Origin of the sequence: Delftia lacustris (genome assembly GCF_040267515.1) — a bacterium.
GTDB lineage: Bacteria > Pseudomonadota > Gammaproteobacteria > Burkholderiales > Burkholderiaceae_C > Comamonas > Comamonas tsuruhatensis.
The window spans coordinates 2,504,775-2,530,414 of the sequence record NZ_CP141274.1; the positions used below are offsets into that span (position 1 = coordinate 2,504,775).

Genomic DNA, 25,640 nt, shown 5'->3' on the forward strand with positions numbered 1-25,640 from the left:
TGGTCTTCCTTTTTCTGGGTAAGGGGTTCATTGCCCCGTCGCTTCGGCGGGACTGTCTGAGGCCAGTGGCTGGGGCGCCTGCGTCCGCCGGGGCATGCTCCGGGCCTCGACCCGAGCACGGGCGCGTTCGCTGTCCAGGGTCTCCAGGCCTTGCTCGGATGCCAGCACGCTGGATTCCTGCGATGTTTCGTTCACCGTCCGTTGTGCGGCCTGCGCTGTGTATGGGTGCTCTGCGGGTGCGGGTGCCTGCTCGGAGGCAAGCAGTCCGGATGGCTGGGCAAAGGCCGCTGGGCTGGCGCAAACCCCGATGAACAGGATCAGCGCCGCGATGGCCTGGGATGGCATGCAATGCATGGAAATCTTTCTGCAGCGCTGTGGCGCCGTTGTGTGGGCTAGAACCGGCGTAGGGGGCTGCGCTGTGGCTTGCGGCGCAGGGCCGCCATGCGTGCCATGCCGGCCAGTGCCAGCAGCGCTCCCAGCGTGGCGGTCCACGCAATGGAAAGGGAAGGAACGCGCCGGATGTCGCTGCCGCCGCTGCCGCCGCCCTGGTCCTGTCCCTGCGCATCGAACTGGAACCAGCGGAACAGATTGCCGCGGGCCTGGGACTGGAACTGGTCCGGCTTGCCAAAGGCCAATACCTCGCCCGTGGCCCGGTTGTCGGCCACATCGACGAACTGCACGCTTTGCTGGGCCGTGGCCGACAGCTGCGCCGCCGTCCCTGCGGCCGAGCTGCGCAGCCTGAGCAACCGGCCCTGTGCGCCCTGCAGCGTGAGCTGGCCCAGCACCGTCGTGCTCTGGCCTGCCGCCAGCTCCAGGGTCTTGCCCGTGCCGCTGGTCACGGACAGGTGGTTGAATACCGTGCCACCGCTCACGCGCGAAATGCTATGCGCGCAGCTGTCCATGATGGACACGGTGGAACCCCCGGCATCGAAGCTGCCGCTGCGCACAAAATCCCCGGACAGCGCCACCTGCGCCGTTCCGGCCTGCAGCCCGCCTGCGGCTCCAATGTTCAGAGTGGCGATGCCGTTCAATGTCGACGCCGATGCTGCGGCCGATCCGTTCACATGCAGGTCCGCACAGCCCAGCCTCACCGTGGCATCTCCGAAGTCCACGCGTGAGCCTGCCCCCACCTGCAGCTGCGCAGCCTGCGCAAGCGGTGCCAGGCCCAGCAGGCTGCAGCACAGCAGCTGCCGCAACTGCTGCAGCGGCCCTGGTCGCGTGAAGAAATCCGTCTGTCCCATCTGATGCATCTGCCCGCGCGGCTCCATAGAGAGGTGTGATGCACTCAAAACCCGAGGCATCGGCGCGGCCCATTAGAGCGATGCCGAGCCGTTTGCACCATCACTGAGATTGGGTATTTTTCAAAGGACGGGGCATCTGTGCAGAGCCTGCACAGATGCAGGCCGCGCCATGGCGTTGTGGCGCAGCCTGTGCGTTTCTAGACTGCGGGCAGCATGGGATGCAGCGGCAAAAGTGGAGGACACAAGTTGGAGACCCTGTGTCTAAAAACTGCCTAAAATTTAGGCAGAAGTGGCGCACCCCGCACGCGATCACCTGCCCATCGTATGGGGTTGGGAGGGGCGTGGGGGCTGGGCTGCCCCACTATCGGCAGGGCAAGGGTGCAACAGTCGCTCAACCGGCAACGGGCCACCTTGGCAGCTTGGGGCATGGTTGGGTGGGTGTGAAGAGCAGACACGAAAAATGGAAAAACCCGTTGAAAATCTGCCACTTACAGTATTGCTGGAAGGTTCAACACCTTCAAGTTTGCCCACGCCTACGCCAACGGCGAAGGCATGAAGCACTACGTGAACATGGTGCAGGAGCCCGAATTCGCAGCCCGCGAACAAGGCTACACCTTCGTGTCTCACCAGCAGGAAGTGGGCGCAGGCTACTTCGACGACGTGACCACGGTGATCCAGGGCGGCTCGTCCAGCGTGAAGGCGCTGACCGGCTCCACGGAAGAGGAGCAATTCCACTGAAGCGCGGCTTCGGTGAGTGCAACTTCAGGTAGATAGGGGTGAGAAAGCGTCCGGGGCCTTGTGCTTCGGGCGCTTTTTCTTTGCTGGGGTTAAAATGCCAGGAGTTTTCAACTGACAAGGGCGAGAAAGGCATCATGGTTATGACACCGCGAACTACATCGGAGATGTACACCGGCCGCTAGCGGCTGGCGGTTCGCGCCTGCACGAGATTCACTCGACCCCAACAAAGCGCGGACCAGGCTCCGCGCTTTTTTGCTTTTGGGGGATGGCGCACCCCCTGAGAAATATTTTTAGGAATCCCATGATCCACATTACGCTTCCCGATGGTTCGCAACGCGAGTATCCCGGTCCGGTCACCGTGGCCGAAGTGGCTGCATCGATAGGCACGGGCCTTGCCAAGGCTGCACTGGCTGGCAAGGTTGGCACGGGCGACGACGCCAAGGTGGTGGACACCAGCTTTGTGATCGACAAGGACATGCCCCTGTCCATCGTGACGGCCAAGGATGCAGATGGCCTGGACGTGATCCGTCATTCGACGGCCCACTTGCTGGCCTATGCCGTCAAGGATCTGTTTCCTGACGCCCAGGTCACCATCGGCCCCGTCATCGAGAACGGCTTCTACTACGACTTCTCGTACAAGCGTCCTTTCACGCCCGAGGATCTGGTCGCCATCGAAAAACGCATGGCCGAGCTGGCTGCCAAGGACGAGCCCGTGGTGCGCCGCGTGCTGCCGCGCGACGAGGCCGTGGCCTACTTCAAGGGCATGGGCGAGAACTACAAGGCCGAGATCATCGCCAGCATCCCCTCGAACGAGGATGTGAGCCTGTACCGCGAAGGCGGTTTCGAGGATCTGTGCCGCGGCCCGCACGTGCCGAGCACCGGCAAGCTCAAGTTCTTCAAGCTGATGAAGGTGGCTGGCGCCTACTGGCGCGGTGACCATCGCAACGAGATGCTGCAGCGCGTGTACGGCACGGCCTGGGCTACCAAGGACGACCTGCAGCAGTACCTGCACATGCTGGAGGAGGCCGAAAAGCGCGACCACCGCAAGCTGGGCCGTGAACTGGATCTGTTCCACATCGACGAGCATTCGCCAGGCACCGTGTTCTGGCATCCGAAGGGTTGGGCTTTGTGGCAAGAGGTCGAGCAGTACATGCGCCGCGTGTACCGCGACAACGGCTACCAGGAGGTCAAGGGTCCGCAGATCCTGGACAAGACCCTGTGGGAGAAGACCGGCCACTGGGACAAGTACCGCGAGAACATGTTCACGACCGAGTCGGAAAAGCGCGACTACGCGCTCAAGCCGATGAACTGCCCCGGCCACATCCTGATCTTCAAGCAGGGCATCAAGAGCTACCGCGACCTGCCGCTGCGCTACGGCGAGTTCGGCCAGTGCCACCGCAACGAGCCCACGGGCGGCCTGCACGGCATCATGCGCGTGCGCGGCTTCACGCAAGATGACGGCCACGTCTTCTGCACCGAAGACCAGATCCAGCCCGAAGTGCTGGCCTTCACCACGCTGCTGCAAAAGGTCTACGCGGACTTCGGTTTCAGCGACATCATCTACAAGGTCGCCACGCGCCCCGAGGCGCGCATCGGCTCCGATGAAAGCTGGGACAAGGCGGAGGCCGCGCTGATCAACAGCCTGGAGGCTTCGGGCTGCGAGTACGTGATCTCGCCCGGCGATGGCGCGTTCTACGGTCCCAAGATCGAGTACACGCTCAAGGACGCCATCGGTCGCCAGTGGCAGTGCGGCACCATCCAGGTCGACTTCTCCATGCCCGAGCGCCTGGATGCGGAATACGTGGGTGAAGACGGCGATCGCCATCGCCCCGTGATGCTGCACCGTGCCATCGTCGGCAGCCTGGAGCGTTTCATCGGCATCCTCATCGAGCAGCATGCCGGTGCCATGCCGACATGGCTGGCTCCTGTGCAGGCGGCCGTGCTCAATATCACTGACGCGCAGGCGGACTATGTGCGGGAAGTCGCGCAAAAGCTGCAAAAAGCATTTCCGAATCAAGGCCTTAGGGTGGCGACAGATCTGCGCAACGAAAAGATTACGTATAAAATACGGGAGCATTCGTTGCAAAAGCTGCCTTACATCCTTGTTGCAGGCGACAAGGAGAAGGCCGCTGGTGCAGTGGCAGTGCGCGCACGGGGCAACAAGGACCTCGGAGTGATGTCGGTCGACGCGTTCATTGAACTCGTGGCCAAGGACATCGCGGCGAAGGCCTGACGGAGCATCTCCAAAGGCGTTAGCCGTTTGGCGTGTACTGCACACAAGCGGCTACGCTGTTGTAGCAACTTAAATCCAAGGGTGAGAACCATAGCTACTGAATTTCGTGATCGGCGCCACCGTGAAGAGCGCAAGCATCGTCTCAACCGTGAAATCATGGCGCCTGAAGTGCGTCTGTCCGGCCCGGAGAACGAGCCGCTGGGCATCGTGCCTCTGCAGGAAGCGCTGCGCATGGCGGGCGAGTTGGACGTGGACCTGGTGGAAATCGCCGCCACGGCCACTCCGCCTGTCTGCCGGTTGATGGACTATGGCAAGTTCAAGTACCTTGAACAGAAGAAGGCTGCCGAAGCCAAGGCCAAGCAGACCGTCATCGAAATCAAGGAAGTGAAATTCCGCCCTGGTACCGACGACGGCGACTACAACATCAAGCTGCGCAACATTCGCCGATTCCTGGCCGATGGTGACAAGTGCAAGATCACGCTGCGTTTCCGCGGCCGTGAAATCACGCACCAGCAGATCGGTCTGGACCTGCTGAACCGTCTGCGTGACGATCTGGCGGACTCCATCCAGGTGGAGCAGTTCCCCAAGCTCGAAGGCCGCCAGATGGTGATGATGATCGCCCCTGCGCGCAAGAAGCCCACCACCGGTGGCAAACCGCAAGCAGAGGTTTCTGCTGCACCTGCGGTGGCTGATAAGGCATAATCGCGGTTTCGCCCTTCGCTGAGGGGCGACAGAATTTGCAGGCCTTGCGCGAGTCGATTGCGCGGGGCATGCGATGCAAGGGACATGGTATCCATGTCCCTTGTTCTTGCCGGCCTCCGGGCTGGCACAGAAGTGTCTCGGGGCCAGCAAGTGCGCGCAGTGTTGCGAGCCGCCTCACGAGCACAAACAACAGGAGCATTCAAATGCCCAAAATGAAGACCAAGAGCAGCGCGAAGAAGCGTTTTCGCGTTCGTCCCGGTGGCACCGTCAAGCGCGGTCAAGCCTTCAAGCGTCACATCTTGACCAAGAAGACCACCAAGAACAAGCGTCACCTGCGTGGTGCAGTGGCTGTGCATGAGACCAACATGGGCTCGATCGCACAGATGCTGCCGATGGCTGGCCTGTAATTCACTGACGAACAAGGAGAAAACACATGCCTCGCGTCAAACGTGGTGTAACGGCCCGCGCCCGTCACAAAAAAGTTCTGGCCCTTTCCAAGGGTTTCCGCGGCCGCCGCGGCAATGTCTTCCGCATCGCCAAGCAGGCGGTGATGAAGGCTGGGCAATATGCCTACCGTGACCGCCGTGCCAAGAAGCGCGTGTTCCGCCGTCTGTGGATCGCCCGTATCAACGCCGCTGCACGTGAACTGGGCCTGACCTACAGCCAGTTCGCCAACGGCCTGAAGAAGGCAGCCATCGAGATCGACCGCAAGATGCTGGCCGATATCGCGGTGCACGACAAGGCTGCTTTCAGCAGCATCGTTGATCAAGTCAAGGCCAAGCTGGCTGCTTGAGATAACGGTCTGTGGCCATCCTCGTGATGGCTTGCAGCGCAAACAGCAAGGGCTAGGGCTTGAAAAGGCTGCTAGCCCTTGTTTCTTTTCACAGTCGATAAAGAGTCGATATGAACGAGTTGGATTCTCTGGTCGAAAGCGCGCAGCAATTGTTCGCGCAGGCACAAACCCCCGCTGATCTGGAAAACGCCAAGGCGCAGTTTCTGGGCAAGTCGGGCAAGGTGACCGAGCTCATGAAGGGCATGGCGCAGCTTTCCGTCGAAGAGAAGAAGTCGCGCGGAGCCGCCATCAACGTGGCCAAGCAAGGCATCGAGGCCGCGCTGACCGCGCGCCGCAAGGCCCTGGCCGATGCCGAACTGCAGGCCCACCTGAAGGCCGAGGTGCTGGATGTGACCTTGCCAGGCCGTCGCCGTGGCCAGGGCGGCCTGCACCCCGTGTCGCTGACGCTGGAGCGCATCGAGGGCATCTTCGGCTCCATGGGCTTCGATGTGGCCGAGGGCCCCGAGATCGAGTCCGACTGGTTCAACTTCACGGCGCTGAACACGCCCGAAGACCATCCCGCCCGTTCCATGCACGATACCTTCTACGTGGAAGGCGGCACGGAGCAGGCCCCCAATCTGCTGCGCACGCACACCAGCCCCATGCAGGTGCGCCATGCCGTGCAGCACGTCAAGAAATACCGTGAGCGGCTCGACGCCGGCCAGGGCATGCCCGAGATCCGCGTGATCGCGCCGGGCCGCACCTACCGCGTGGACAGCGATGCCACGCACTCGCCCATGTTCCACCAGTGCGAAGGCCTGTGGATCGGCGAGAACGTCAGCTTCAAGGATCTGAAGGTGGTCTTCACCGACTTCTGCAAGACCTTCTTCGAGAGCGATGACCTGGTGCTGCGCTTCCGTCCCAGCTTCTTCCCCTTCACCGAGCCCAGCGCCGAGATCGATATCCAGTTCCAGAGCGGCCCGCTGGCCGGCCGCTGGCTGGAGGTGGCCGGCTCCGGCCAGGTGCACCCCAACGTGGTGCGCAACATGGGGCTGGACCCCGAGAAGTACATCGGCTTTGCCTTTGGCATGGGCCCTGACCGCCTGACCATGCTGCGCTATGGCGTCAACGATCTGCGTCTGTTTTTTGACGGCGATATCCGCTTCCTGTCGCAATTCCGTTAGAAATGGATCGCCCCCTGAGGCGCTGCGCGCCATCCCCCTGGGAGGGGGACGACGCCCTCGCCGCGAGGCGGCTCTTGCTCGGCGTCTCCGGCCTGAACCACGCCAGTCGCATGGTCAGGCTGTTCGGGGGCTTGGAATGAGAGTCGTCAATACGTTCATGGGGTCCGCCAGCGCCGCGGCGCGCGGACCGAACCAACGCCAAAGAGTCTGATATGCAATTTCCCGAATCCTGGCTGCGCGAGTTCTGCAATCCGCCGCTGACCACCCAAGAACTGGCCGACACCCTGACCATGGCCGGCCTGGAGGTGGAGGAGCTGGAGCCCGTGGCGCCGCCGTTCACCAAGATCGTCGTCGGTGAGATCAAGGCTGCCGAGCAGCATCCCAATGCCGATCGCCTGCGCGTGTGCCAGGTCGATGTGGGCGGACCCGAGCTGCTGACCATCGTCTGCGGCGCGCCCAACGCGCGCGTGGGCATCCGCGTGCCCTGCGCCACGGTGGGCGCCGAACTGCCGCCCGGTGAAGATGGCAAGCCTTTCCTGATCAAGATCGGCAAGCTGCGCGGTGTGGAGAGCTTCGGCATGCTGTGCTCGGCACGCGAGCTCAAGCTGTCCGAGGACCATGGCGGCCTGATGGAGCTGCCGCTGGACGCGCCCCTGGGCCAGAACATCCGCGAGTATCTGAACCTGGACGACACGCTGCTCACGCTCAAGCTCACGCCCAATCTGGCGCATTGCCTGAGCGTCTATGGTGTGGCGCGCGAAGTGGCTGCGCTGACCGGCGCGCCGCTCAAGCCCCAGTCGTTCACGCCTGCCGCCGTGGGCGTGCAGGACAGGCTGGCCGTGAAGATCGAGGCGCCCGACCTGTGCGGCCGCTTCTCGGGCCGCGTGGTGCGCAATGTCAACACCCAGGCGAAGACGCCGCAGTGGATGGTCGATCGCCTGGCGCGCTGCGGCCAGCGCAGCGTGGCGCCGCTGGTGGACATCTCCAACTATGTGATGTTCGAGCTGGGCCGTCCTTCGCACATCTTCGACCTGGACAAGATCCACGGCGGCCTGCAGGTGCGCTGGGGCAAGGAAGGCGAGCAGCTCAAGCTGCTCAACGGCAACACCGTCACCGTGGATGGACAGGTGGGCGTGATCGCCGATGAGCGCGAAGTCGAATCGCTGGCCGGCATCATGGGCGGCGACGCCACGGCCGTGTCCGACGACACGCGCCACATCTACATCGAGGCGGCCTTCTGGTGGCCCAAGTCGATTGCCGGCCGTTCGCGCCGCTACAACTTCTCCACCGATGCGGGCCACCGCTTCGAGCGGGGTGTCGATCCCGAACTGACGGTCGAGCACATCGAGCGCATCACCGAGCTGGTGCTGCAGATCTGCGGCACGCCCGAGACCGTCTGCGGCCCCATCGACGACCAGCAGGCCAACATGCCCCAGCCCAAGCCCGTCACGCTGCGCGTGGCGCGTGCGGCCAAGGTCATCGGCATGCCGCTCACGCAGCAGCAGTGCCACGATGCGCTGGCCGGCCTGGGCCTGCCGGTGGAGCAGGGCGATGGCGTGCTCACCGTCACGCCGCCCAGCTTCCGCTTCGACATCAACATCGAGGAAGACCTGATCGAGGAAGTGGCGCGCATGGTGGGTTACGAGAACCTGCCCACGACCAAGCCGCTGGCGCCCATTGCGCCCAAGCTGCGCGCCGAAAACCGCCGCAGCCAGTTCGCCGTGCGCCGCGCGCTGGCCGATCTGGGTTACCAGGAAACCATCAACTTCAGCTTTGTGGAAGCCGCGTGGGAGAAGGATCTGGCCGGCAACGCCAATCCCATCCAGCTGCTCAACCCCATCGCAAGCCAGCTCAGCGTGATGCGCTCCAGCCTCATCGGCTCGCTCATGCAGGTGCTCAAGTTCAATGCCGACCGCAAGGCCGAGCGCGTGCGCGTGTTCGAGCTGGGCCGTGTCTTCCTCAAGGATGACAGCGTTGTTGACAGCGACACCACGGTCAAGGGCTTCTACCAGCCCATGCGCGTGGCGGGCCTGGCCTGGGGAGCTGCCGAGCAGCTGCAATGGGCTCGTGGCGAGACCAAGGTCGACTTCTACGACGTCAAGGGCGATGTCGAGGCGCTGCTGGCGCCGCGCAAGCCTGTGTTCGAGCCGGCCGAGCATCCGGCCATGCACCCGGGCCGCTGCGCACGCGTGCTGCTCGATGGCCAGTCCATCGGCTTCATCGGCGAGCTGCATCCCCAGTGGCGCCAGCAATGGGATCTGGCCCAGGCGCCCGTGCTGTTCGAGCTGGAGCTCGATGCCGTGCTGGCGCGCGAGGTGCCGGTGTTCAAGCCCGTGGCCAAGCACCAGGCCGTGGAGCGCGACATTGCCGTGGTCGTGAACGAAAAGACCACGCATGCCCAGCTCATGCAGGCGGTGGAAGCTGCCCAGACCGGCGGCTTGCTGCGCTCTGCCGTGCTGTTCGATGTGTTCCGTCCCAAGGCGCTCAAGGCCGGCGAGACAGCGGCACCGGGCGCGCTGGCGCAGGACGAAAAGAGCCTGGCCGTGCGCCTGACGCTGGGCCATGACGACAGCTCGCTGACGGATGTGCAGATCGAGCAGGCCGTGCAGGCCGTGCTCGAGCAGCTGCAGCAGCGTCTGGGTGCGCGCCTGCGCGCATGATGGAGGGTGCATGCCGTGAAAGGAGATCCTGTGATGGAACTGGCGGTGGAAAGTCTTGATTCGCCTGCGCTGACCAAGGCGCAGCTGGCGGATCTGCTGTTCGACGAGATCGGCCTGAACAAGCGCGAATCCAAGGAAATGGTGGATGCGTTCTTCGAGCTGGTCTCGCAAAGCCTGGTGTCGGGCGAGGATGTGAAGCTGTCGGGCTTCGGCAACTTCCAGATCCGCACCAAGGCGCCGCGTCCGGGGCGCAATCCGCGCACGGGCGAGGCCATTCCGATCGAGGCGCGCCGCGTCGTGACCTTCCATGCGAGCAGCAAACTCAAGGAGCAGATCCAGGAAGGCACATCGGGCTCCCAGGCCTGAGGAAAGCCTGCCCGGGCCTGCATGGCCAGCTGTCGCCAGCCTGTCTGCCTCGCGGTGGATGGGCTGTTTTTACGACAGGGTGCTGGCTTGCAGGCGAGCTGTGCAGTAGGCTCGGCCTTCTTCCCGGATCAGCGTCCGCGCGCCAGCGGCATTGCACATCCTGACTTCATCCACATTTGCCATGGCTTCACTTCTGCCCCAGATTCCCGCCAAGCGCTACTTCACCATCGGTGAGGTCGCGGATCTGTGCGACGTCAAGCCGCATGTGCTGCGCTACTGGGAGCAGGAGTTCACGCAGCTGCGCCCCATGAAGCGGCGCGGCAACCGCCGCTACTACCAGCACCACGAAGTGCTGATGATCCGGCGCATCCGCGAGCTGCTCTACGAGCAGGGCTTCACTATCAATGGCGCGCGCAACCGCCTGCGTGAGGCCTCGGGGTCTGCCGTGGTTCCCGCGCTGCAGGCCGGTGTCGTGGTGTCGGCGCCGGCTGCCGCGCCGCTGCTCGGTGGCGATGCCGCGGCCAGCGTTCCGCTGGAGCCGGAGGCCGTGCGCGAGGAGCTTTTGCAGATTCGTGCGTTGCTTTCTATTTGAGAGCAAAAAGCTGTATATAATTGAATTCTTCGGCGTGTAGCGCAGCCTGGTAGCGCACTTGCATGGGGTGCAAGGGGTCGCGAGTTCGAATCCCGCCACGCCGACCATAAATGAATACGGACCACAGCTTCTGGCTGTGGTCCGTTTTTCTTTGTGCCATTGCCAACCGCTGAAGGGGAGCGGCCGTTGCGCGGGAATCAACCCCGGGCGCAGGTCTCAAGCAGCCATTGCCGGAAGGCTGCCAGCGCCGGCAGTGTCGCGTTCCTCTCGGGATAGACCAGGTAGTAGCTGCGCTGGCTGGGGATGGCGTCTCCCACCACGTGCAGCTCACCGCGCGCCATCTCCTCTTCCACCAGTACCCGTGGCACCAGGCCCACGCCCATGCCTGCCAGCACGGCCTGTATCAGGTGCCAGGTCAGCTCGAAGCTCGGCCCTATCCGCATCTGCCGGTGATCGAGCCGATAGTGCGTGAACCACTCGCTCCAGGCCTGCCGGTTGCTGGCCACCGTGAGCAGCACCTGCTGGCCCGCCCAGTCCGGCGAGGCTGCTGCCTGCCCGGCCTGCTGCAGCGCCTGCGGGCTGGCCACCGCCACCAGGAACTCGTGATACAGGCGATGCGCGGTCAGCCCGGGCCAGTCTCCTGTGCCCACGGTGATGGCGGCGTCTATCTCGCCGCTGTCGAAGTCGATATCGCCGATGCGCGAGTGGATGTGCATCGTCACCCCGGGCTGCGCCTGGTAGAAGCCATGCAGGTGCGGCAGCAGCCATTTGGAGCCGAAGGTGGGCAGGGTGGCCAGGTTGAGCGTGCCACCGCCGGACTGGCGTGACATGGCCTGCAGGGTGGCGCTGCGTATGCGGCCCAGCGCGGCGCCCAGGTCGATGAAGTAGCGGCGCCCCACATCAGTCAGGCGCACCGTGCGGCCCTCGCGGCGGAACAGGCTGATGCCCAGCTGCGCCTCCAGTGTCTGCACCTGCCGGCTGATGGCGCTCTGGCTGAGCGACAGCTCCTCGGCCGCTCGCGCATAGCTTTCGTGGCGCGCGGCCGCCTCGAAGACCAGCAGCAGGGACATGGAGGGTGTCAGGCGTCGGTAATTCATGAGTTTTATGCAGTGTTCGCAGCCGCAATTTTCGTTTGTTGCACAGGAAGAGTGTAGAGATACTTGCGGCCATGGTCGGCCTGAAATCGTGTATTGCATGCATGGGTTTCCTGGGCTGATCGCCAGCAACAAATCTCCCCACCTTGCCTTCCATGTCGATTGCCCCACTGCTCCACGCCAGCGCCCCCGTGCCTGCCCAATACCTTGAGTTTCTTGAAGCGCTGAAGGCCGCCGGCTTCGAGGGCGACGTGGACACGGACCATGCCAGCCGCACCGTGCTGGCCACGGACAACTCCATCTACCAGCGCATGCCGCAGGCGGCCATCTACCCCCGTCACGCCGAGGATGTGGCCAGGGCGGCGCAGGTGCTGGCGCGGCCTGAGTTCCGCGATGTGGTGCTGACACCGCGCGGCGGCGGCACGGGCACGAACGGGCAGTCGCTCACGCATGGCGTGACCATGGACTTGTCGCGGCACATGAATGGCATCCTCGAAATCAATGCTGAGCAGCGCTGGGTGCGCGTGCAGGCCGGCGTGGTCAAGGACCAGCTCAACGCCGCGCTCAAGCCATACGGACTGTTCTTTGCGCCCGAGCTGTCCACCTCCAACCGCGCCACTATCGGCGGCATGATCAACACCGATGCCAGCGGGCAGGGCAGCTGCACCTATGGCAAGACGCGCGACCACGTGCTGGCGCTGGACTTCGTGCTGCTGGGCGGCGAGCGCCTGCACAGCGCGCCGCTGGATGCTCAGGCGCTGGAGCGCATGTGCGCCGATTCGGGGCGCATCGGCAAGGTGCACCGCACGGCGCGGCGCATCAGCGAGGACCAGGCGGAGTTGATCGAGGCCAGATTCCCCAAGCTCAACCGCTGCCTCACCGGCTATGACCTGGCCCATCTGCGCGAAGGCGACGGGCGCTTCAACCTCAACAGCGTGCTGTGCGGCGCCGAAGGCTCGCTGGGTTTCGTGGTGGAGGCGCGGCTCAACGTGCTGCCCATTCCCCGGTACTCGGTGCTGGTCAACGTGCGCTATGCGGGCTTCATGGATGCGCTGCGCGATGCGCGCGCGCTGATGGCGCACCAGCCGCTGTCCATAGAAACGGTGGATTCCAAGGTGCTGTTGCTGGCCATGAAGGACTTCGTCTGGAGCAGCGTGGCCGAGTACTTCCCGCAGGACGGGCAGCGCCCCACGCTGGGCATCAACCTGGTGGAGTTCAGTGGCGACGATCCGCAGGAGGTCGATGGCCGCGTGCAGGCCTTCCTCGCGCACCTGGGCGCCGACGCCTCGGTGGAGCGGCTGGGCCACACGCTGGCGGCCGGCAATGCAGCGGTGCACCGCGTCTATGCCATGCGCAAGCGCGCCGTGGGCCTGCTGGGCAACGTGGCGGGCGAGGCGCGGCCCCAGCCCTTTGTCGAAGACACGGCCGTGCCGCCCGAGAACCTGCCCGAGTTCATTGCCGAGTTCCGCGCGCTGCTGGACAGCCACGGCCTGCAGTACGGCATGTTCGGCCACGTCGATGCCGGCGTGCTGCATGTGCGCCCCATCCTGGACATGAAGAACCCCGTGGACGCCGCCCTGGTGCGCCCCATCTCCGACGCGGTGGCCGAACTCACGCAGCGCCATGGCGGCCTGCTGTGGGGCGAGCACGGCAAGGGCCTGCGCTCCGAATATGTGCCGGCCTTCTTCGGTGAGCTGTATCCCTCGCTGCAGCAGCTCAAGGCCGCCTTCGACCCGCACAACCAGCTCAACCCCGGCAAGATCGCCACGCCGCCGGCCAGCAAGACCTTGCTGCTCAAGGTGGATGGCGTCACCACGCGCGGCGAGCTGGACCGGCAGATCGACGAGCGCGTATGGCAAAGCTATGGCGCGGCCATGCACTGCAACGGCAATGGCGCCTGCTACAACTTCGACCCGGACGACGCCATGTGCCCGTCCTGGAAGGCCACGCGCCAGCGCGTGCATTCGCCCAAGGGCCGGGCCTCGCTGATGCGCGAATGGCTGCGCCTGCAGGGGCAGGCCGGCGTGAACGTGCTGGAGGTCGCGCAGCGGCCCCAGCCCTTTCTGTCCAGCCTGGCCGCGCGCTGGCGCAACAGCCGCGCGGCGCGCCGCGGCGAGGCCGATTTTTCGCACGAGGTCTATGACGCCATGGCCGGCTGCCTTGCCTGCAAGTCCTGCGCCGGGCAGTGTCCCGTCAAGGTCAACGTGCCCGAATTCCGCTCGCGCTTTCTGGAGCTCTACCACCGCCGCTACCTGCGGCCCGTGCGCGACTACCTGATCGGCTCGCTGGAATTCACCATGCCCTGGCTGGCGCGCATGCCCGCGTTCTACAACGGGGTGATGGGCTCGCCATGGATGCGCGATGTGCTCAGCCGGCGCATCGGCATGGTCGACGGTCCGCTGCTGAGCCGGCTGGACCTGGCAGCCACCTTGCGGCAATGGAAGGTGCGCGCGGCCGATGCGCAGGCGCTGGCCGCGCTTTCGCCCGAGCAGCGCGCGCGCAGCGTGGTCATCGTGCAGGACAGCTTCACCCGCTACTTCGAGACCGGCCAGCTGCAGGTGCTGATCGAGCTGGCCGCGCGCCTGGGGTTCCAGGTCTGGCTGGCGCCGCTGCTGCCCAATGGCAAGCCGCTGCATGTGCAGGGATTCATGGGCGCCTTTGCCAAGGCGGCCATCCGCAATGCCGCGCAGCTGGCGCAACTGGCTCAGCCCGGTGTGGCGCTGGTGGGGCTGGACCCGGCCATGACGCTGGCCTATCGGCAGGAATACCTCAAGGTGCCGGGTATGGGCGAGGTGCCCAAGGTGGCGCTGCCCCAGGAATGGCTGCAGCAGGTGCTGCCCGAGGCGCGCACGAACGAGGGCAGTACAGGCACTGCGTACCGCCTGCTGCCCCATTGCACCGAAAAGACCAACGCGCCCGACAGCGGCAAGCAGTGGGCACAGCTCTTCGAGCGACGGGGCCTGCGCCTGAGCGTGGAGGCCACGGGCTGCTGCGGCATGTCGGGCACCTACGGGCATGAGGCGCGCAACCTCGAAACCTCCAAGACGATCTATGCCCAGTCATGGGCCCGGCAGATCGAAGGCAAGCAGGAGCTGGGCGAGCCGCTGGCCACCGGTTACTCCTGCCGCAGCCAGGTCAAGCGCCTGTCTGCACGGCAGCTGCGCCATCCGCTGGAGGCCTTGCTGGACCATGTGCGCGCCACGCATCTGGGGTGAGAAGATGCGGGGGCTGATCGTCGCCATTTCAGGAATTTGCAGACATTTTTGAAAAATCTCTGCGTTTTCCCTGAAGGCCCGTTTTTAGTCCCTATAATTCAATGCTTCGGCGTGTAGCGCAGCCTGGTAGCGCACTTGCATGGGGTGCAAGGGGTCGCGAGTTCGAATCCCGCCACGCCGACCACAACGCAAAGCTCCTGACGGAAACGTCAGGAGCTTTTTGCTTTGTACGTTTGATTTTGCGCGCGATTGTGCCTTGCGGCGAAGGGCTGGTGCAGTTCCGCCAGGCGGCTCCCTCGCGGATGGCGAGGGCAGCCAGCGCAGAAAACTCCATGCACCGTGAAGATGCGCCGCCAGGTCTGGATGCGTAAGACCTGCACCTACAATGGCGTCTTTTGTAACTGACGATTTCTTCCTGGTCTCGCACATGATGGATGGACTGATTACCGGCAGACTCACCGGTACGCCCGAACACCGCAGCGACCGCAATCGGCGCCCCTTCATGGTGGCCCGCGTGCGTTCCGAGGCATCCGATGGCACTTCCATCCCGGTCAACGTGGTTGCATTCGACGCCCAGGCCTGCGAGGTGCTGCGCAATCTGATCGAAGGCGATGCCGTGGCGCTGCGTGGCAGCTTCACGCCCAAGGTCTGGATAGACCGCCAGGAGCAGCCCCATCCCGTACTGGATGTCGTGGCCCACCAGGTCATGGCAACGCCCGAGTTCCAGGACCGCTGACGCCCGCGCTGCGGCGCCGGTTGTGAGCTACTGAAAAAACTGTCTAGCCGCAGTGTGCCGGTACGGTCGCCGCGCGCTGTGTTGGCGCTACAGTGTGCGCCTGTGTTTTTGACAGGTTACAAGGAACCGCATCCATGCCCACCAAGCGCCATTTCCTCCGCCGCACGCTCACGGCCGCCGCGATTGCCAGCACCGCCGCCATGACCCTGCTGGCCATGCCCGCGCAGGCGCAGGACAAGCCCATCAAGGTCGGCGTCACGGCCGGCCCGCACGCCCAGATCATGGAGCAGGTCAAGAAGGTCGCCGAGAAGAACGGCCTGAAGATCCAGATCGTGGAATTCGGCGACTACGTGCAGCCCAATGCCGCGCTGTCGGCCGGTGACCTGGACGCCAACAGCTACCAGCACCGCCCCTACCTCGACGCCCAGGTGCGCGACCGCGGCTACAAGATCGGCTGGGTGGCCGACACGGTGAATTTCCCCATCGGCATCTATTCCAAGAAGATCAAGCAGCTGGCCGACCTGCCCCAGGGCGCCAAGTTCGGCATCCCCAACGACCCCACCAACGGTGGCCGCGTGCTGCTGCTGCTGCAGGCCCAGGGCCTGATCAAGCTCAAGGAAAGCGCGGGCCTGAAGGCCACGCCGCTGGACGTGGTCTCCAACCCCAAGAAGCTGCGCTTCGTGGAGCTGGACGCAGCCCAGCTGCCACGCTCGCTGGATGACCTGGACGCCTCGGCCATCAACACCAACTTCGCGATCTCGGCAGGCCTGAACCCCAAGACCGATGCCATTGCGCAGGAAAACGCCAAGAACCCCTATGTGAACATCCTGGTCGCGCGCGATGCCGACAAGGGCAAGCCCTGGGTGGCGCAGCTGATCAAGGCCTACCACTCCGATGAAGTGCGCCAGTTCATCGATGTGCAGTTCAAGGGATCGGTGATTCCTGCGTTTTGATAGGAAGCACCCCCTGAGCGGCTGACGCCGCTTCCCCCTCTCTCGCTTCGCGGGAGGGGGACGACACCCTCGCTGCGGGGCGGCCCTTGCTCGGTGTCCCTCGCTATGTGTTGCGCCGGTTTCGGTCGCCGTGTTCAGTGCGAGCGAGGGCTGAATTGCAAAAGCTGCCATTGGCAGCTTTTTTCATTCCCCCAGCACTTTGAAATATTCGCTCAGCGGTGCGCGGGTGGTCTGGGTGCGGTTGACGGGGGCGGCCTCGTCGGGCCAGCCCAGGGCCAGGCCGCAGACGATGTGCTCGCCGGGCGCAAGGTCGAGCACGCGGCGCACGGTGTCGGGGTAGGAGGCCAGGGCGCCGATGGCGCAGCTGCCAAGGCCCTGGGCGGCTGCGGCCATTTGCAGGCCGTACAGGGTCATGCCCAGGTCCATGTAGCCGCCTGCTCCGAAGCGGGCATCAATGCTCACGACCAGGGCCACGGGCGCATCGAAGAAGCGGTAGTTGCGGCCGAACTGCGCGTCGCGCCCGGCGCGGTCCTCGCGGGCCACGCCCAGGGCGCTGTACAGGGCCTGGGCCGATGCCACCTGGCGCTTGCGCAGCGCCATGGGCATGGGGCGGGGGAAGTAGCCGTAGTCCTCGCGCTCAGGTGCTCCGCCTTGCCAGTCGGCCAGCAGCGCCTGTGTGAGTGCGCTGCGCAGGCTGCCGCGCACCTGGATGAACTGGCCGGGCTGCAGGTTGCCGCCGCTGGGCGCCCGGCGGGCCGATTGCAGCAACTGGTGCAGCAGCGCGTCCGGCACGGGATCGGGACGGTAGGCGCGCACGGAGCGGCGCGCGTGCACCAGGGCCTCATGCGCATCGCCAAAGGGAAGGGTGTCGGACGGTGGGTTGGCGGACATGGGAAATGCGGAGTCCATGGATTCAAAGCGCCTGCACCAGGCAGGCAGCGCCTATGCCGCCAGCCCCTGCAATGGCGGCCAGGCCCAGGGCCGGTCTGTGGGCTGCTGGCGTGCGGTGCAGGTCTGAGAGCATGCGCACCAGCGCAACCGCGCCCGATGCGCCTATGGGATGGCCGCGCGCCAGGCCACCGCCGCCGGTGTTGAGTTGCTGCAGCGGCAGGCCCAGGGTTTCGGCAAAGGCCAGGGCCTGCACGGCGAAGGCATCGTGCAGCTCCACAGCCTGGAGCTCTTCCGCAGTCAGGCCAGGCAGCTGCAGCGCTGCGGCTGCACGCTCCAGCACCTGCTGGGCCGCCAGTGCGGCGGCGACCAGCGGTGTTTCGGGCGCATGGCCCAGCGAGGCACTGGCCACCCAGCGGGCGCGTGGCTGCAGGCCCAGGCGTGCACAGGCCTGCGGCGTGGCCAGCAGCACCAGGGCGGCACCATCGGCCTTGGGCGAGATGGTGGGCGTGCTCAGCGCATGGCGCTGGCGTGCATGGGCGTCAACGGCGCCACCCGCTTCGGCCACCACGGGCATGCGGGCAACGCGGGCCGGATTCAGGGCGCGCGGATAGGCGTCGTGGTCCAGCCCGGCCAGGGGCACGATCTCTTGGGCCAGCCGGTCGCGGTGCGCGAGCGCCTGCGCGTGGCTGTGGATGGCATGGGCCTCCTGAACGGCGCGGGTGATGCCGTGGGCCAGTGCATGGTCTGCGGCCGATTGCAGCAGGTCCGGGTCACGTGCGGGATCGGGGGCGAAGGCGGGGCGTTCAAAGGGCACGGGCAGCTCGCCTGCATGGCGCGGGCGCGTCTGGCGGATGGGGGCACGGCTCCAGGCCTCGGCACCACCGGCCACCACGATATCGGCCTGGCCCGACATCAGCAGGCCTGCAGCCAGGGCCACGCTGTCCAGGCCCGAGCAGCACTGGGTATCCACGCTGTGTGCTGCGCAGCGCTCGGGCAAGCCTGCCGCCAGGGCCAGCATGCGGGCCGGGTTGCCGCCTGCGCCCAGGGCGTTGCCTAAGACCACGGCATCCACGGCCCGGGCAGGCAGGCAGGCCCGGGCCAGCAGGGCCTGGAGCACGGGCGCGCCCAGTTCGTGCGCCGCCAGTTCGCGCAGCACACCGCCCACGGGGGCGACGGGGCTGCGCGCCCAGGCCAGGATGACGGGGGCGTCTTGCGGGTTCATGGCAGGGGCAGCAGCGCGGGTTCGCCGGGCAGTGCCCGGCCAGTGTCCGTGGCGGTGGCCGCCAGCGCACGCGCCAGACGGCCGTGGTCGGTCTTGCCGCTGGCGGTCTGCGGCCAGTCGGTGCAGCTCCACCATTGGCGCGGCAGCTTGTAGCTTTCCAGCCGGTCGCGCAGCCAGGCAGCCAGCGCCTGTGCGGAGCCTGCGGGCGCTGCGCCGTGCCATTGCACGACGGCGTGCACCTGCATGCCGCGCAGCGCGTCGGGCAGGCCTTGGATGGAGACCTGGGCCACGCCCGGGTGCGCGGCCAGCAGGGTTTCGACTTCTTCGGGGAACAGATTCTTGCCCTGGGTGACGAGCATGCGGCTCTGGCGCCCGGCCAGGCACAGCTGGCCGCCGGCATCGATATGGCCCATGTCGCGCACGGACAGCCATTCGCCGTCGCGCAGCGCGGCCGTGCCGTCGCGCGCCTCGCCCACATAGTCCATGAACAGCATGGGGCTGCGCATGTAGATCAGGCCGTCCTCGCCCGGCTGCAGGGTGTGGTCGCCGGGCTGCTGCGTGGCGGGGCGGATCTGCAACTGCACATTGCTGAAGGGCCGGCCCACGGCCTGGGGCGGGGCCTGTTCGTCGGCCTCCATCCAGGCGATGAAGCTGGCCTCCGAGGCACCGTAGAACTCGATGATGCGTGCGCGCGGAAACAGCGCGCGCAGGGCTGGGGTCTGGGCGCGCATCCAGCGCGCGCCGCTGATCATGATCAGCTCCACCTCGGGGATGGGCGCCAGCGCGCGGTGTGCTGCCCATTGCAGCATCAGCAGCAGCTGGCTGGGCACGGCGACCAGGCAGGGGGCTTCGCCGCGCGCCAGCGAGGCCAGGCAGCGCGCCGCCGAGAACCGCTCCTGCACCACGGCGCCTTCGCCGCACCACAGGCCCTGCATCACGCCGAACAGGAACAGCGAATGCGAGATGCGCCCGGGCGCCATGGTGCGCTGCGCGGCCACGGCGCCGAAGTCCTGCAGGCAGACGCGAAAGCTCTCTGTCCACGAACGGTGGTGGCGCATGAAGCCCTTGGGCAGCCCGGTGCTGCCCGAGGTGAAGCCGGTGTAGAAGGCGCCGGTGGCCGTGGCCTCGGCCAGAGCGCTGGGCGCCGTGGGCAGCCAGCCCTCGATGCGGTTGCGCACGGCATCGGGCCAGTCAGGGTCGGCCACGGCGGCGCAGCGGCCGCTGTGCAGGATGGCGAGGAATTCGACGATGGCATCCACGGTGCTGGCGCTGCCGCCTGTGTCCACCAGCAGCATCTCTGGCGCCTGGCCGGCCACCAGCGCGGCCGAGCGCTGCAGCACGGCGGCATGCAGCGCGGCAAAGCTCCATTGGCCGGCCTCGCTTTGCAACGCCATCGCATCGGGGCGCTGCCGGGCCCAATGCTCCAGCGGGCCATGGACCAGGGTCCACGGGTGCTGCAGCGGCGCGGCCAGCGGATGACGCGCGGATGGCTCAGCCATGCTGGCGGCCTCCGAACGGCCAGTCCGGCATGCCGCGCGCCACCGTGTGCACCACCAGGGCGCACAGCACGCACTTGACCAGATCGCCGGGCACGAACAGCAAGGTGGCCATGAAGGCCTGCGACAGGCTGAGCTTGGCCATCAGCATGAGGCCCAGCACGCCAAAGGCATGCAGGGCCACCAGCCCGCCCAGCGCCGAGGCCGCAAAGGCGCTGAGCGCCGCGCGCCGGGGAGAGCCCTGGGGCAGCGCACGCATGACCAGGCCGGCAATGCAGGCCGCCAGCGGGTAGCCCAGCAGGTAGCCGGCCGAGGGCGCCATGAAGACGGCAATGCCGCCGCGTCCGCCCGACAGCAGGGGCAGGCCCACGGCCACGGCCGCAAGGAACAGCAGCATGGACTGCATGCCGCGCCAGGGGCCGAGCATCACGCCGGCCAGCATCACGCCCAGCGACTGGATGGTGATGGGCACGCCCAACGGCAGGTCGATCTTGGGAATCAGGCCCATGACGGCCATCAGTGCCGCGAACAGCGAGACCTGGGCCATGGAGCGCGCCGAGGCGCGTGAGACGGTGGAGGGAGCGGTCATGGAGAGTTCTCGCTGTCGGTCAGGAAGGGCAGTTCAGCAGGGCAAATCGGAAGGGCAAATCGGAAGGGCAAATCGGCAGGGCAGGCCTCAGCGGCCCAGGCGCGCCCACAGCGCATCGGACACGCGGCGCGTGGCCTGCAGCATGTGGATGGTCAGCGGCGCAATCAGGCGCAGGCCGCCGGCGCGGCCCGTGCGCAGCCGGTGGGCATCGTCCATGCGCTTCCACTGCACGAAGAAATGCTCGGTGAAACGCAGCATCAATGCCAGCTGCAGGGCCACCTGTTCGGGGGAGATGCCGATGCGCTCCAGCGGCGCCAGCAGCCGCTCCAGCACATCGACCAGATCGCTGGGGCGTGTGCTCACGGTCAGCGCCATGCCCAGCGTGGAGGCGCAGACCAGGCGCAGCGCGCTGGAGGCGGCCAGGGCGTAATGCTGCATCCACACATGGAAGGCAGCCACCAGCAGGGCGGCCACGGTGACCGACAGCATGAGCCGCCGTGCGCCCTCGGTGGCGCGGCCCAGCGACAGCCACAGCAGGCCGCAGGCGGCGCCGGCCAGGGCCAGCAGCCACGGTGAATCGATGAGGAACAGGCCCGTTCCCAGCAGCGCCATGAGCAGCAGCTTGCGGCCCGCACTCCAGGCATGGAGCCAGCCGGTGTATTCGCTGTAGAGGCTTCCCATGGCGGCCGGCTCCTGCGTCAGTCCTGCGCTTGCAGCCGGCGGGCCACGTCGGCTTCATAGGCCGCGCAGACCGCGTGGCCGGGGCCGTCTGCGCGCACTTGGCCACGCTCCAGCCAGAGCACGCGGCCAAAGCTGCGCACGTGGTCCAGCACATGGGTGGAGACCAGCACCTGCTGCTCGGCGGCCGCGATGTCCCTGGCCAGCCGCGCCTGGCCCGGCAGGTCCAGGCTGGCGAAGGGCTCGTCCAGCAGCAGCACGCGCGGCGCGGCAATGAGCAGGGCCAGCCAGCACACCTGCTGGCGCTGGCCCTGGCTGAGCCCGGCCACGGCGCGCGGAGCCCAGTCGGCCAGGCCGCGGCTGGCCAGCAGGGCGCGGGCGCGCTCCGTGGCCTCGCGCCGCGAGATGCCCGAAGGGCGCAGACCCAGGGCCAGCTCTTCCTCCACGGTGGGGAAGATGATCTGGTCGTCGGGGTTCTGGAACATCAGCCCGACCTGGCCCGGCCGCCTGGCGCGGGCCTCGTGCAGTTCGGTGCCGTCCAGTAGCACGCGCCCGGCCTGCGGCGCATCCAGGCCGCACAGCAGCCGGAACAGACTGGTCTTGCCCGCGCCGTTGTCGCCGATGAGTCCCACGCGCGGCTCGTCCAGCTGCAGGTCCAGGCCATCAAAGACGGTTGTGATGCCACGCCGCAGGCGCACCGCTTCCACGCGCAGGCTGGCGGCGCAGGCGGGGCAGTCGGCAGTTCGGGAGGATTCAGGCATGGCGAATGAAAGCGGGTACTTACCTGTAATGCACGCAACCACAAGGAATCTTGCCGTTGTACAGGCCTGTCGGGGGCGGATTCTAGCAATGCCGTCCAGGCCGTACATCAAGGCTTGAAAGACGGCAATCGATATAAGCACCGTATTTTTTATTCTTTTGTTTGAACAACGTTTTGCAACACACTCGTTAGAACACTAATGACGGCAGATCCTGGGGATTCGCCTGTGCTTGGCGACGACGCAAGACAACGCATGCCCATCGGCTTGCAACTGCGTCCAACTCCTCAGCACAGGACCCGGAAATTGCGCGCCATTGCCTGGAGATGGCGGTGCAAAGGCTGCCGTTGTCGATCCCAGGACCGTTTTCACTGCCGAACCGAGACTCCATGACCGTCCAGACCGCCGATTTCGCCCCGGAAAACGCGCTGATCCGCCTGCGCGACCTGCAAAAGAAATTTGTAACAGCCGATGGCAAGCACTTCGATGCCGTGCGTTCGGTGTCACTGGACATCGGCCAGGGCACGGTCTTCGGCCTGATTGGCAAGAGCGGTGCGGGCAAGTCCACGCTGCTGCGCCTGATCAACCTGCTCGAGCGTCCCGACAGCGGCGAGGTGGTGGTGGCCGGCCAGCGCCTGACCGACCTGGGCCGCCGCGCGCTGCGCGAGGCGCGCCAGAACATCGGCATGATTTTTCAGCAGTTCAACCTGCTGCAGAACGCCAGCGTGTTCGAGAACGTGGCCTTTCCGCTGCGCATCCATGGCGGCCACTCGCGCGCCCAGATCGAGCAGCGCGTGCGCGAATGCCTGGACATCGTGGGCCTGGCCGACAAGGCCGGCAGCTATCCGGCCCAGTTGTCCGGAGGTCAGAAGCAGCGCGTGGCGATTGCGCGTGCCCTGGCGCCGCGCCCGCAGGTGCTGCTGTGCGACGAGCCCACCTCGGCGCTGGACAGCGAGACCACGCGCTCCATCCTGGCCACGCTGGCGGACATCAACAGCCGCCTGGGCGTGACCATCGTCATCGTCACGCACGAGCTGGCCGTGGTCGATGCTCTGTGCAGCGAGGTGGCCATCATCGAGCAGGGCCAGGTGGCAGAACGCTTCACGCTGCCCGCCCTGCCGCAAGGCCGTGCCTACGAGGCGCCGCAGCGCGCCACGCTGCTGGGCAGCGAACTTGAGGCCCTGCGCGTGGAGCGTGCCGACAAGGCCCTGCGCGAACGCGGCGCCACCCGCCCCGTGGTGCTGCGCGCCGTGGGCGGCTCCGAGCACTGACGGGCTTTCGCCCGGTCCCGTTTTCCTCTTCTTTTAGCTTCCGCATTCCCATGTCTGAAAACATCGTCGAAATCCTGCCCGAGCTGTGGCTGGCCATGGGCCAGACCCTTTTGATGCTGGGCATCGGCCTGTCGGCCGCCGTGCTGATCGGCGGCCCGCTGGGCGTGCTGCTGTTCCTGCTGGGCCCCGGCCAGTCGCTGGACAACCGCCCGGCCTTTGCCGTGCTGAACTGGACGGTCAATACCGTGCGGTCCTTCCCCTTCATCATCTTGCTGGTCGCGCTGGTGCCCTTCACGCGCTGGCTGGCCGGCACCTCCATCGGCCCGCTGGCTGCGGCCGTGCCGCTGTCCGTGGCGGCCATTCCCTACCTGGCACGCCTGGTGGACCAGTGCCTGCGCGATGTGCCGCGCGGCGTGATCGAGGCCGCGCACGCCATGGGCGCCTCGGAGCTGCAGATCGTCTGGCGCGTGCTCATCGTCGAGGCGCGTTCGGGCCTGGTGCTGGCGCTGACCGTGCTGGCCGTGAGCTTTCTGTCGTACTCGGCCATTGCCGGCGTGGTGGGCGGCGGCGGCATCGGCGATCTGGCCATCCGCTACGGCTACTACCGCTTCCAGACCGATGTGATGGTGCTCACCGTGACCATCCTCGTGGCCATGGTCCAGGTCATCCAGTTCGTGGGCAACACGGCGGCCCGCCGCCTGGACAAGCGCGGCTGAGCGCGCTGTCCAGACCCGCTTTCTTCTTTCTTCCCGCTCCCTCCCAAAAAAAGGATTCCGACATGACCGCATCCCTTTCCTTCGTGCGCCGCCACCTGCTGGCCTCGGCCGCCGCCCTTGCCGCTGCCAGCGTGCTGGCGCTGCCCGCCCACGCCCAGGCCGACAAGAAGCAGCTGGTGATCGGCGGCACGGCAGGCTCCAACATCGACCAGCTCAAGCAGGGCATCGTGCCGCTGCTGCAAAAGAAGGGCTACCAGGTCAAGCTGGTGGAGTTCAACGACTACGTGCAGCCCAACCTGGCGCTGGCCCAGGGCTCGCTGGATGCCAACTTCTTCCAGCACCGTGTCTACCTGCAGAAGTTCGCGGCCGACCAGAAGCTGGACCTGGTGGAACTGGTGCAAGGCCCCATCGCCCCGCTGGGCGTGTACTCCAAGACCCGCAAGACCCTGGCCGAGGCCAAGGAAGGCGACCGCGTGACCCTGCCCAACGACCCGAGCAACCTGGCGCGTGCGCTGGTGCTGCTGGAGCAGGCCGGCCTGATCAAGGCCAAGCCCGGCATCGACCCGCTGCGCGTGTCCGAAAAGGACCTGGCCGAGAACCCGCGCAAGCTCAAGTTCATCCCGCTGGAAGCCGCGCAGCTGCCGCGCTCGCTGGGCGATACCGAATACGCCATCATCAACGGCAACTTCGCCATTTCCTCGGGCCTGAAGCTGACCGAGGCCGTCTCGCTGGAAAAGACCCCCGACCACTACCTGAACGTCGTGGCCATCAAGAAGAAGGACCAGGGCGCGGCATGGGCCAAGGACCTGGCCGAGGTCTACCGCTCCGCCGAATTCAAGGCCGTGGTGGACAGCAAGTTCCAGGGCTATGCCAAGCCCACTTTCCTACAGTAAGCGCCGTGCAGGCAGCCACATAATGGCTGCCTGCGGGAGGTACGCCTCCCACCCGTTTTTCGCCACTTCCTCCAGGAGCAATGCATGAGCCAGATCAAGGTCGCTGTCATCGTGGGCAGCCTGCGCAAGGATTCCTTCAACCGCAAATTCGCCGACGCCATTGCGCGCCTGGCACCCGAAGGCCTGGTCTTCGAGCAGGTCGCCATCGATGCCCTGCCGCTGTACAACCAGGACCATGACGGCAATGAGGTGGACGTGGTCAAGCAGTTCCGCGCCCAGATCCAGTCGGCCCAGGCCGTGCTGTTCCTGACGCCCGAGTACAACCGCTCGATTCCCGGCGTGCTCAAGAACGCGCTGGACCAGGGCTCGCGCCCCTACGGCAAGAGCGTCTGGGCCGGCAAGCCCGCTGCCGTGGCCGGCGTCTCCGTGGGTGCCATCGGCACGGCGCTGGCGCAGCAGCACCTGCGCAATGTGCTGGCCTACCTGGACATGCCCACGCTGGCCCAGCCCGAAATCTTCATCCAGGCCAAGGACGGCCTGTTTGCCGAAGACGGCTCCATTGGCGCCGGCAGCCGCGACTTCGTGAACGGCTTCGTGCAGAAGTTCGCGGCCTGGGCGCGCAAGCACCAGTGAGCGGTGC

General features: G+C 66.1%; 24 protein-coding genes, 2 tRNA genes and 1 pseudogene. 18 read left to right on the forward strand and 9 right to left on the reverse strand.

Annotation, left to right across the window (positions count from 1 at the left end):
* Window positions 1-27: 27 nt before the first annotated feature.
* Both U6958_RS12810 and U6958_RS12815 read right to left on the reverse strand, forming a co-directional pair.
* Window positions 28-354, reverse strand: coding sequence for a hypothetical protein (locus tag U6958_RS12810; RefSeq protein WP_143044670.1), 327 nt, complete (start codon window positions 352-354; stop codon window positions 28-30).
* A 38-nt stretch (window positions 355-392) separates the two neighbouring features.
* On the reverse strand, window positions 393-1,241 hold the full coding sequence (locus U6958_RS12815) for a hypothetical protein (RefSeq protein WP_143044671.1): 849 nt from the start codon (window positions 1,239-1,241) through the stop codon (window positions 393-395).
* 507 nt (window positions 1,242-1,748) lie between these two features.
* On the opposite strand from U6958_RS12815, the pseudogene U6958_RS12820 reads away from it, so the two are divergent.
* The 10 genes and pseudogenes from U6958_RS12820 to U6958_RS12865 all read left to right on the forward strand — a co-directional run.
* Window positions 1,749-1,979, forward strand: a pseudogene (locus U6958_RS12820) (isocitrate lyase); the annotation flags it as partial.
* A 301-nt stretch (window positions 1,980-2,280) separates the two neighbouring features.
* Entirely contained in the window at window positions 2,281-4,212 is a 1,932-nt protein-coding gene (gene thrS, locus U6958_RS12825; protein WP_016448317.1) for a threonine--tRNA ligase, read from the forward strand.
* An 81-nt stretch (window positions 4,213-4,293) separates the two neighbouring features.
* Window positions 4,294-4,914 (forward strand): translation initiation factor IF-3, encoded by a 621-nt coding sequence (gene infC, locus U6958_RS12830; RefSeq protein WP_074923479.1) that lies wholly within the window; start codon window positions 4,294-4,296, stop codon window positions 4,912-4,914.
* Between the two features lie 203 nt (window positions 4,915-5,117).
* Window positions 5,118-5,321, forward strand: a complete 204-nt coding sequence (rpmI, locus tag U6958_RS12835; RefSeq protein WP_046240115.1) for a 50S ribosomal protein L35 — start codon at window positions 5,118-5,120, stop codon at window positions 5,319-5,321.
* A 26-nt stretch (window positions 5,322-5,347) separates the two neighbouring features.
* Window positions 5,348-5,707 carry a 50S ribosomal protein L20 gene (rplT, locus tag U6958_RS12840; RefSeq protein ID WP_012206412.1) on the forward strand — a complete coding sequence of 120 codons (360 nt, stop codon included), beginning with the start codon at window positions 5,348-5,350 and terminating at the stop codon, window positions 5,705-5,707.
* 110 nt (window positions 5,708-5,817) lie between these two features.
* The gene (gene pheS / locus U6958_RS12845) at window positions 5,818-6,870 is read left to right on the forward strand and encodes a phenylalanine--tRNA ligase subunit alpha (RefSeq protein WP_012206411.1); all 1,053 of its coding nucleotides are present in this window, start codon (window positions 5,818-5,820) and stop codon (window positions 6,868-6,870) included.
* A 212-nt stretch (window positions 6,871-7,082) separates the two neighbouring features.
* A complete protein-coding gene (gene pheT / locus U6958_RS12850; protein WP_074923480.1) occupies window positions 7,083-9,530 on the forward strand; it encodes a phenylalanine--tRNA ligase subunit beta in 2,448 nt (815 codons plus the stop codon).
* A gap of 33 nt (window positions 9,531-9,563) precedes the next feature.
* Window positions 9,564-9,896, forward strand: a complete 333-nt coding sequence (locus U6958_RS12855; protein ID WP_016448314.1) for an integration host factor subunit alpha — start codon at window positions 9,564-9,566, stop codon at window positions 9,894-9,896.
* Window positions 9,897-10,077: 181 nt separating this feature from the next.
* Window positions 10,078-10,488, forward strand: a complete 411-nt coding sequence (locus U6958_RS12860; protein WP_013801679.1) for a MerR family transcriptional regulator — start codon at window positions 10,078-10,080, stop codon at window positions 10,486-10,488.
* Between the two features lie 30 nt (window positions 10,489-10,518).
* Window positions 10,519-10,595: transfer RNA gene (locus tag U6958_RS12865), tRNA-Pro, on the forward strand.
* Window positions 10,596-10,685: 90 nt separating this feature from the next.
* Here U6958_RS12865 and U6958_RS12870 read toward each other — a convergent pair.
* Window positions 10,686-11,684: a LysR substrate-binding domain-containing protein gene (locus U6958_RS12870; protein WP_074923481.1), complete on the reverse strand. Its 999-nt coding sequence runs from the start codon at window positions 11,682-11,684 to the stop codon at window positions 10,686-10,688.
* A gap of 53 nt (window positions 11,685-11,737) precedes the next feature.
* Between U6958_RS12870 and U6958_RS12875 the strand changes: the two genes are divergently transcribed.
* The 4 genes from U6958_RS12875 (at window position 11,738) to U6958_RS12890 (ending at window position 16,486) form a co-directional block, all read left to right on the forward strand.
* A complete protein-coding gene (locus U6958_RS12875; protein ID WP_074923482.1) occupies window positions 11,738-14,797 on the forward strand; it encodes an FAD-binding and (Fe-S)-binding domain-containing protein in 3,060 nt (1,019 codons plus the stop codon).
* Window positions 14,798-14,904: 107 nt separating this feature from the next.
* Window positions 14,905-14,981 (forward strand) — tRNA-Pro (locus U6958_RS12880).
* A gap of 201 nt (window positions 14,982-15,182) precedes the next feature.
* A complete protein-coding gene (locus tag U6958_RS12885; RefSeq protein ID WP_012206405.1) occupies window positions 15,183-15,533 on the forward strand; it encodes a single-stranded DNA-binding protein in 351 nt (116 codons plus the stop codon).
* Between the two features lie 134 nt (window positions 15,534-15,667).
* A complete protein-coding gene (locus U6958_RS12890) occupies window positions 15,668-16,486 on the forward strand; it encodes a MetQ/NlpA family ABC transporter substrate-binding protein (protein ID WP_012206404.1) in 819 nt (272 codons plus the stop codon).
* Between the two features lie 183 nt (window positions 16,487-16,669).
* Here U6958_RS12890 and U6958_RS12895 read toward each other — a convergent pair whose 3' ends face one another.
* From U6958_RS12895 to U6958_RS12920, 6 genes are all read right to left on the reverse strand, one after another.
* The gene (locus tag U6958_RS12895; RefSeq protein ID WP_074923483.1) at window positions 16,670-17,395 is read right to left on the reverse strand and encodes a nitroreductase; all 726 of its coding nucleotides are present in this window, start codon (window positions 17,393-17,395) and stop codon (window positions 16,670-16,672) included.
* 4 nt (window positions 17,396-17,399) lie between these two features.
* Window positions 17,400-18,599 (reverse strand): thiolase family protein, encoded by a 1,200-nt coding sequence (locus U6958_RS12900; protein ID WP_074923484.1) that lies wholly within the window; start codon window positions 18,597-18,599, stop codon window positions 17,400-17,402.
* Window positions 18,596-20,098 carry an AMP-binding protein gene (locus tag U6958_RS12905; RefSeq protein WP_074923485.1) on the reverse strand — a complete coding sequence of 501 codons (1,503 nt, stop codon included), beginning with the start codon at window positions 20,096-20,098 and terminating at the stop codon, window positions 18,596-18,598. Before U6958_RS12905 ends, U6958_RS12900 begins: the two co-directional genes overlap by 4 nt.
* Window positions 20,091-20,684: a biotin transporter BioY gene (locus U6958_RS12910; RefSeq protein ID WP_016448270.1), complete on the reverse strand. Its 594-nt coding sequence runs from the start codon at window positions 20,682-20,684 to the stop codon at window positions 20,091-20,093. Before U6958_RS12910 ends, U6958_RS12905 begins: the two co-directional genes overlap by 8 nt.
* 87 nt (window positions 20,685-20,771) lie before the next feature.
* The gene (locus U6958_RS12915) at window positions 20,772-21,365 is read right to left on the reverse strand and encodes an energy-coupling factor transporter transmembrane protein EcfT (protein WP_074923486.1); all 594 of its coding nucleotides are present in this window, start codon (window positions 21,363-21,365) and stop codon (window positions 20,772-20,774) included.
* 17 nt (window positions 21,366-21,382) lie between these two features.
* Window positions 21,383-22,123: an energy-coupling factor ABC transporter ATP-binding protein gene (locus U6958_RS12920; RefSeq protein WP_074923487.1), complete on the reverse strand. Its 741-nt coding sequence runs from the start codon at window positions 22,121-22,123 to the stop codon at window positions 21,383-21,385.
* A 386-nt stretch (window positions 22,124-22,509) separates the two neighbouring features.
* Between U6958_RS12920 and U6958_RS12925 the strand changes: the two genes are divergently transcribed.
* From U6958_RS12925 to U6958_RS12940, 4 genes are all read left to right on the forward strand, one after another.
* Window positions 22,510-23,391: a methionine ABC transporter ATP-binding protein gene (locus U6958_RS12925; protein ID WP_016448267.1), complete on the forward strand. Its 882-nt coding sequence runs from the start codon at window positions 22,510-22,512 to the stop codon at window positions 23,389-23,391.
* Window positions 23,392-23,441: 50 nt separating this feature from the next.
* Window positions 23,442-24,107 (forward strand): methionine ABC transporter permease, encoded by a 666-nt coding sequence (locus U6958_RS12930; protein WP_012206396.1) that lies wholly within the window; start codon window positions 23,442-23,444, stop codon window positions 24,105-24,107.
* A gap of 62 nt (window positions 24,108-24,169) precedes the next feature.
* Window positions 24,170-25,000 carry a MetQ/NlpA family ABC transporter substrate-binding protein gene (locus U6958_RS12935; RefSeq protein ID WP_016453286.1) on the forward strand — a complete coding sequence of 277 codons (831 nt, stop codon included), beginning with the start codon at window positions 24,170-24,172 and terminating at the stop codon, window positions 24,998-25,000.
* An 84-nt stretch (window positions 25,001-25,084) separates the two neighbouring features.
* Window positions 25,085-25,633 (forward strand): NADPH-dependent FMN reductase, encoded by a 549-nt coding sequence (locus U6958_RS12940; RefSeq protein WP_016448265.1) that lies wholly within the window; start codon window positions 25,085-25,087, stop codon window positions 25,631-25,633.
* Window positions 25,634-25,640 lie beyond the last annotated feature (7 nt).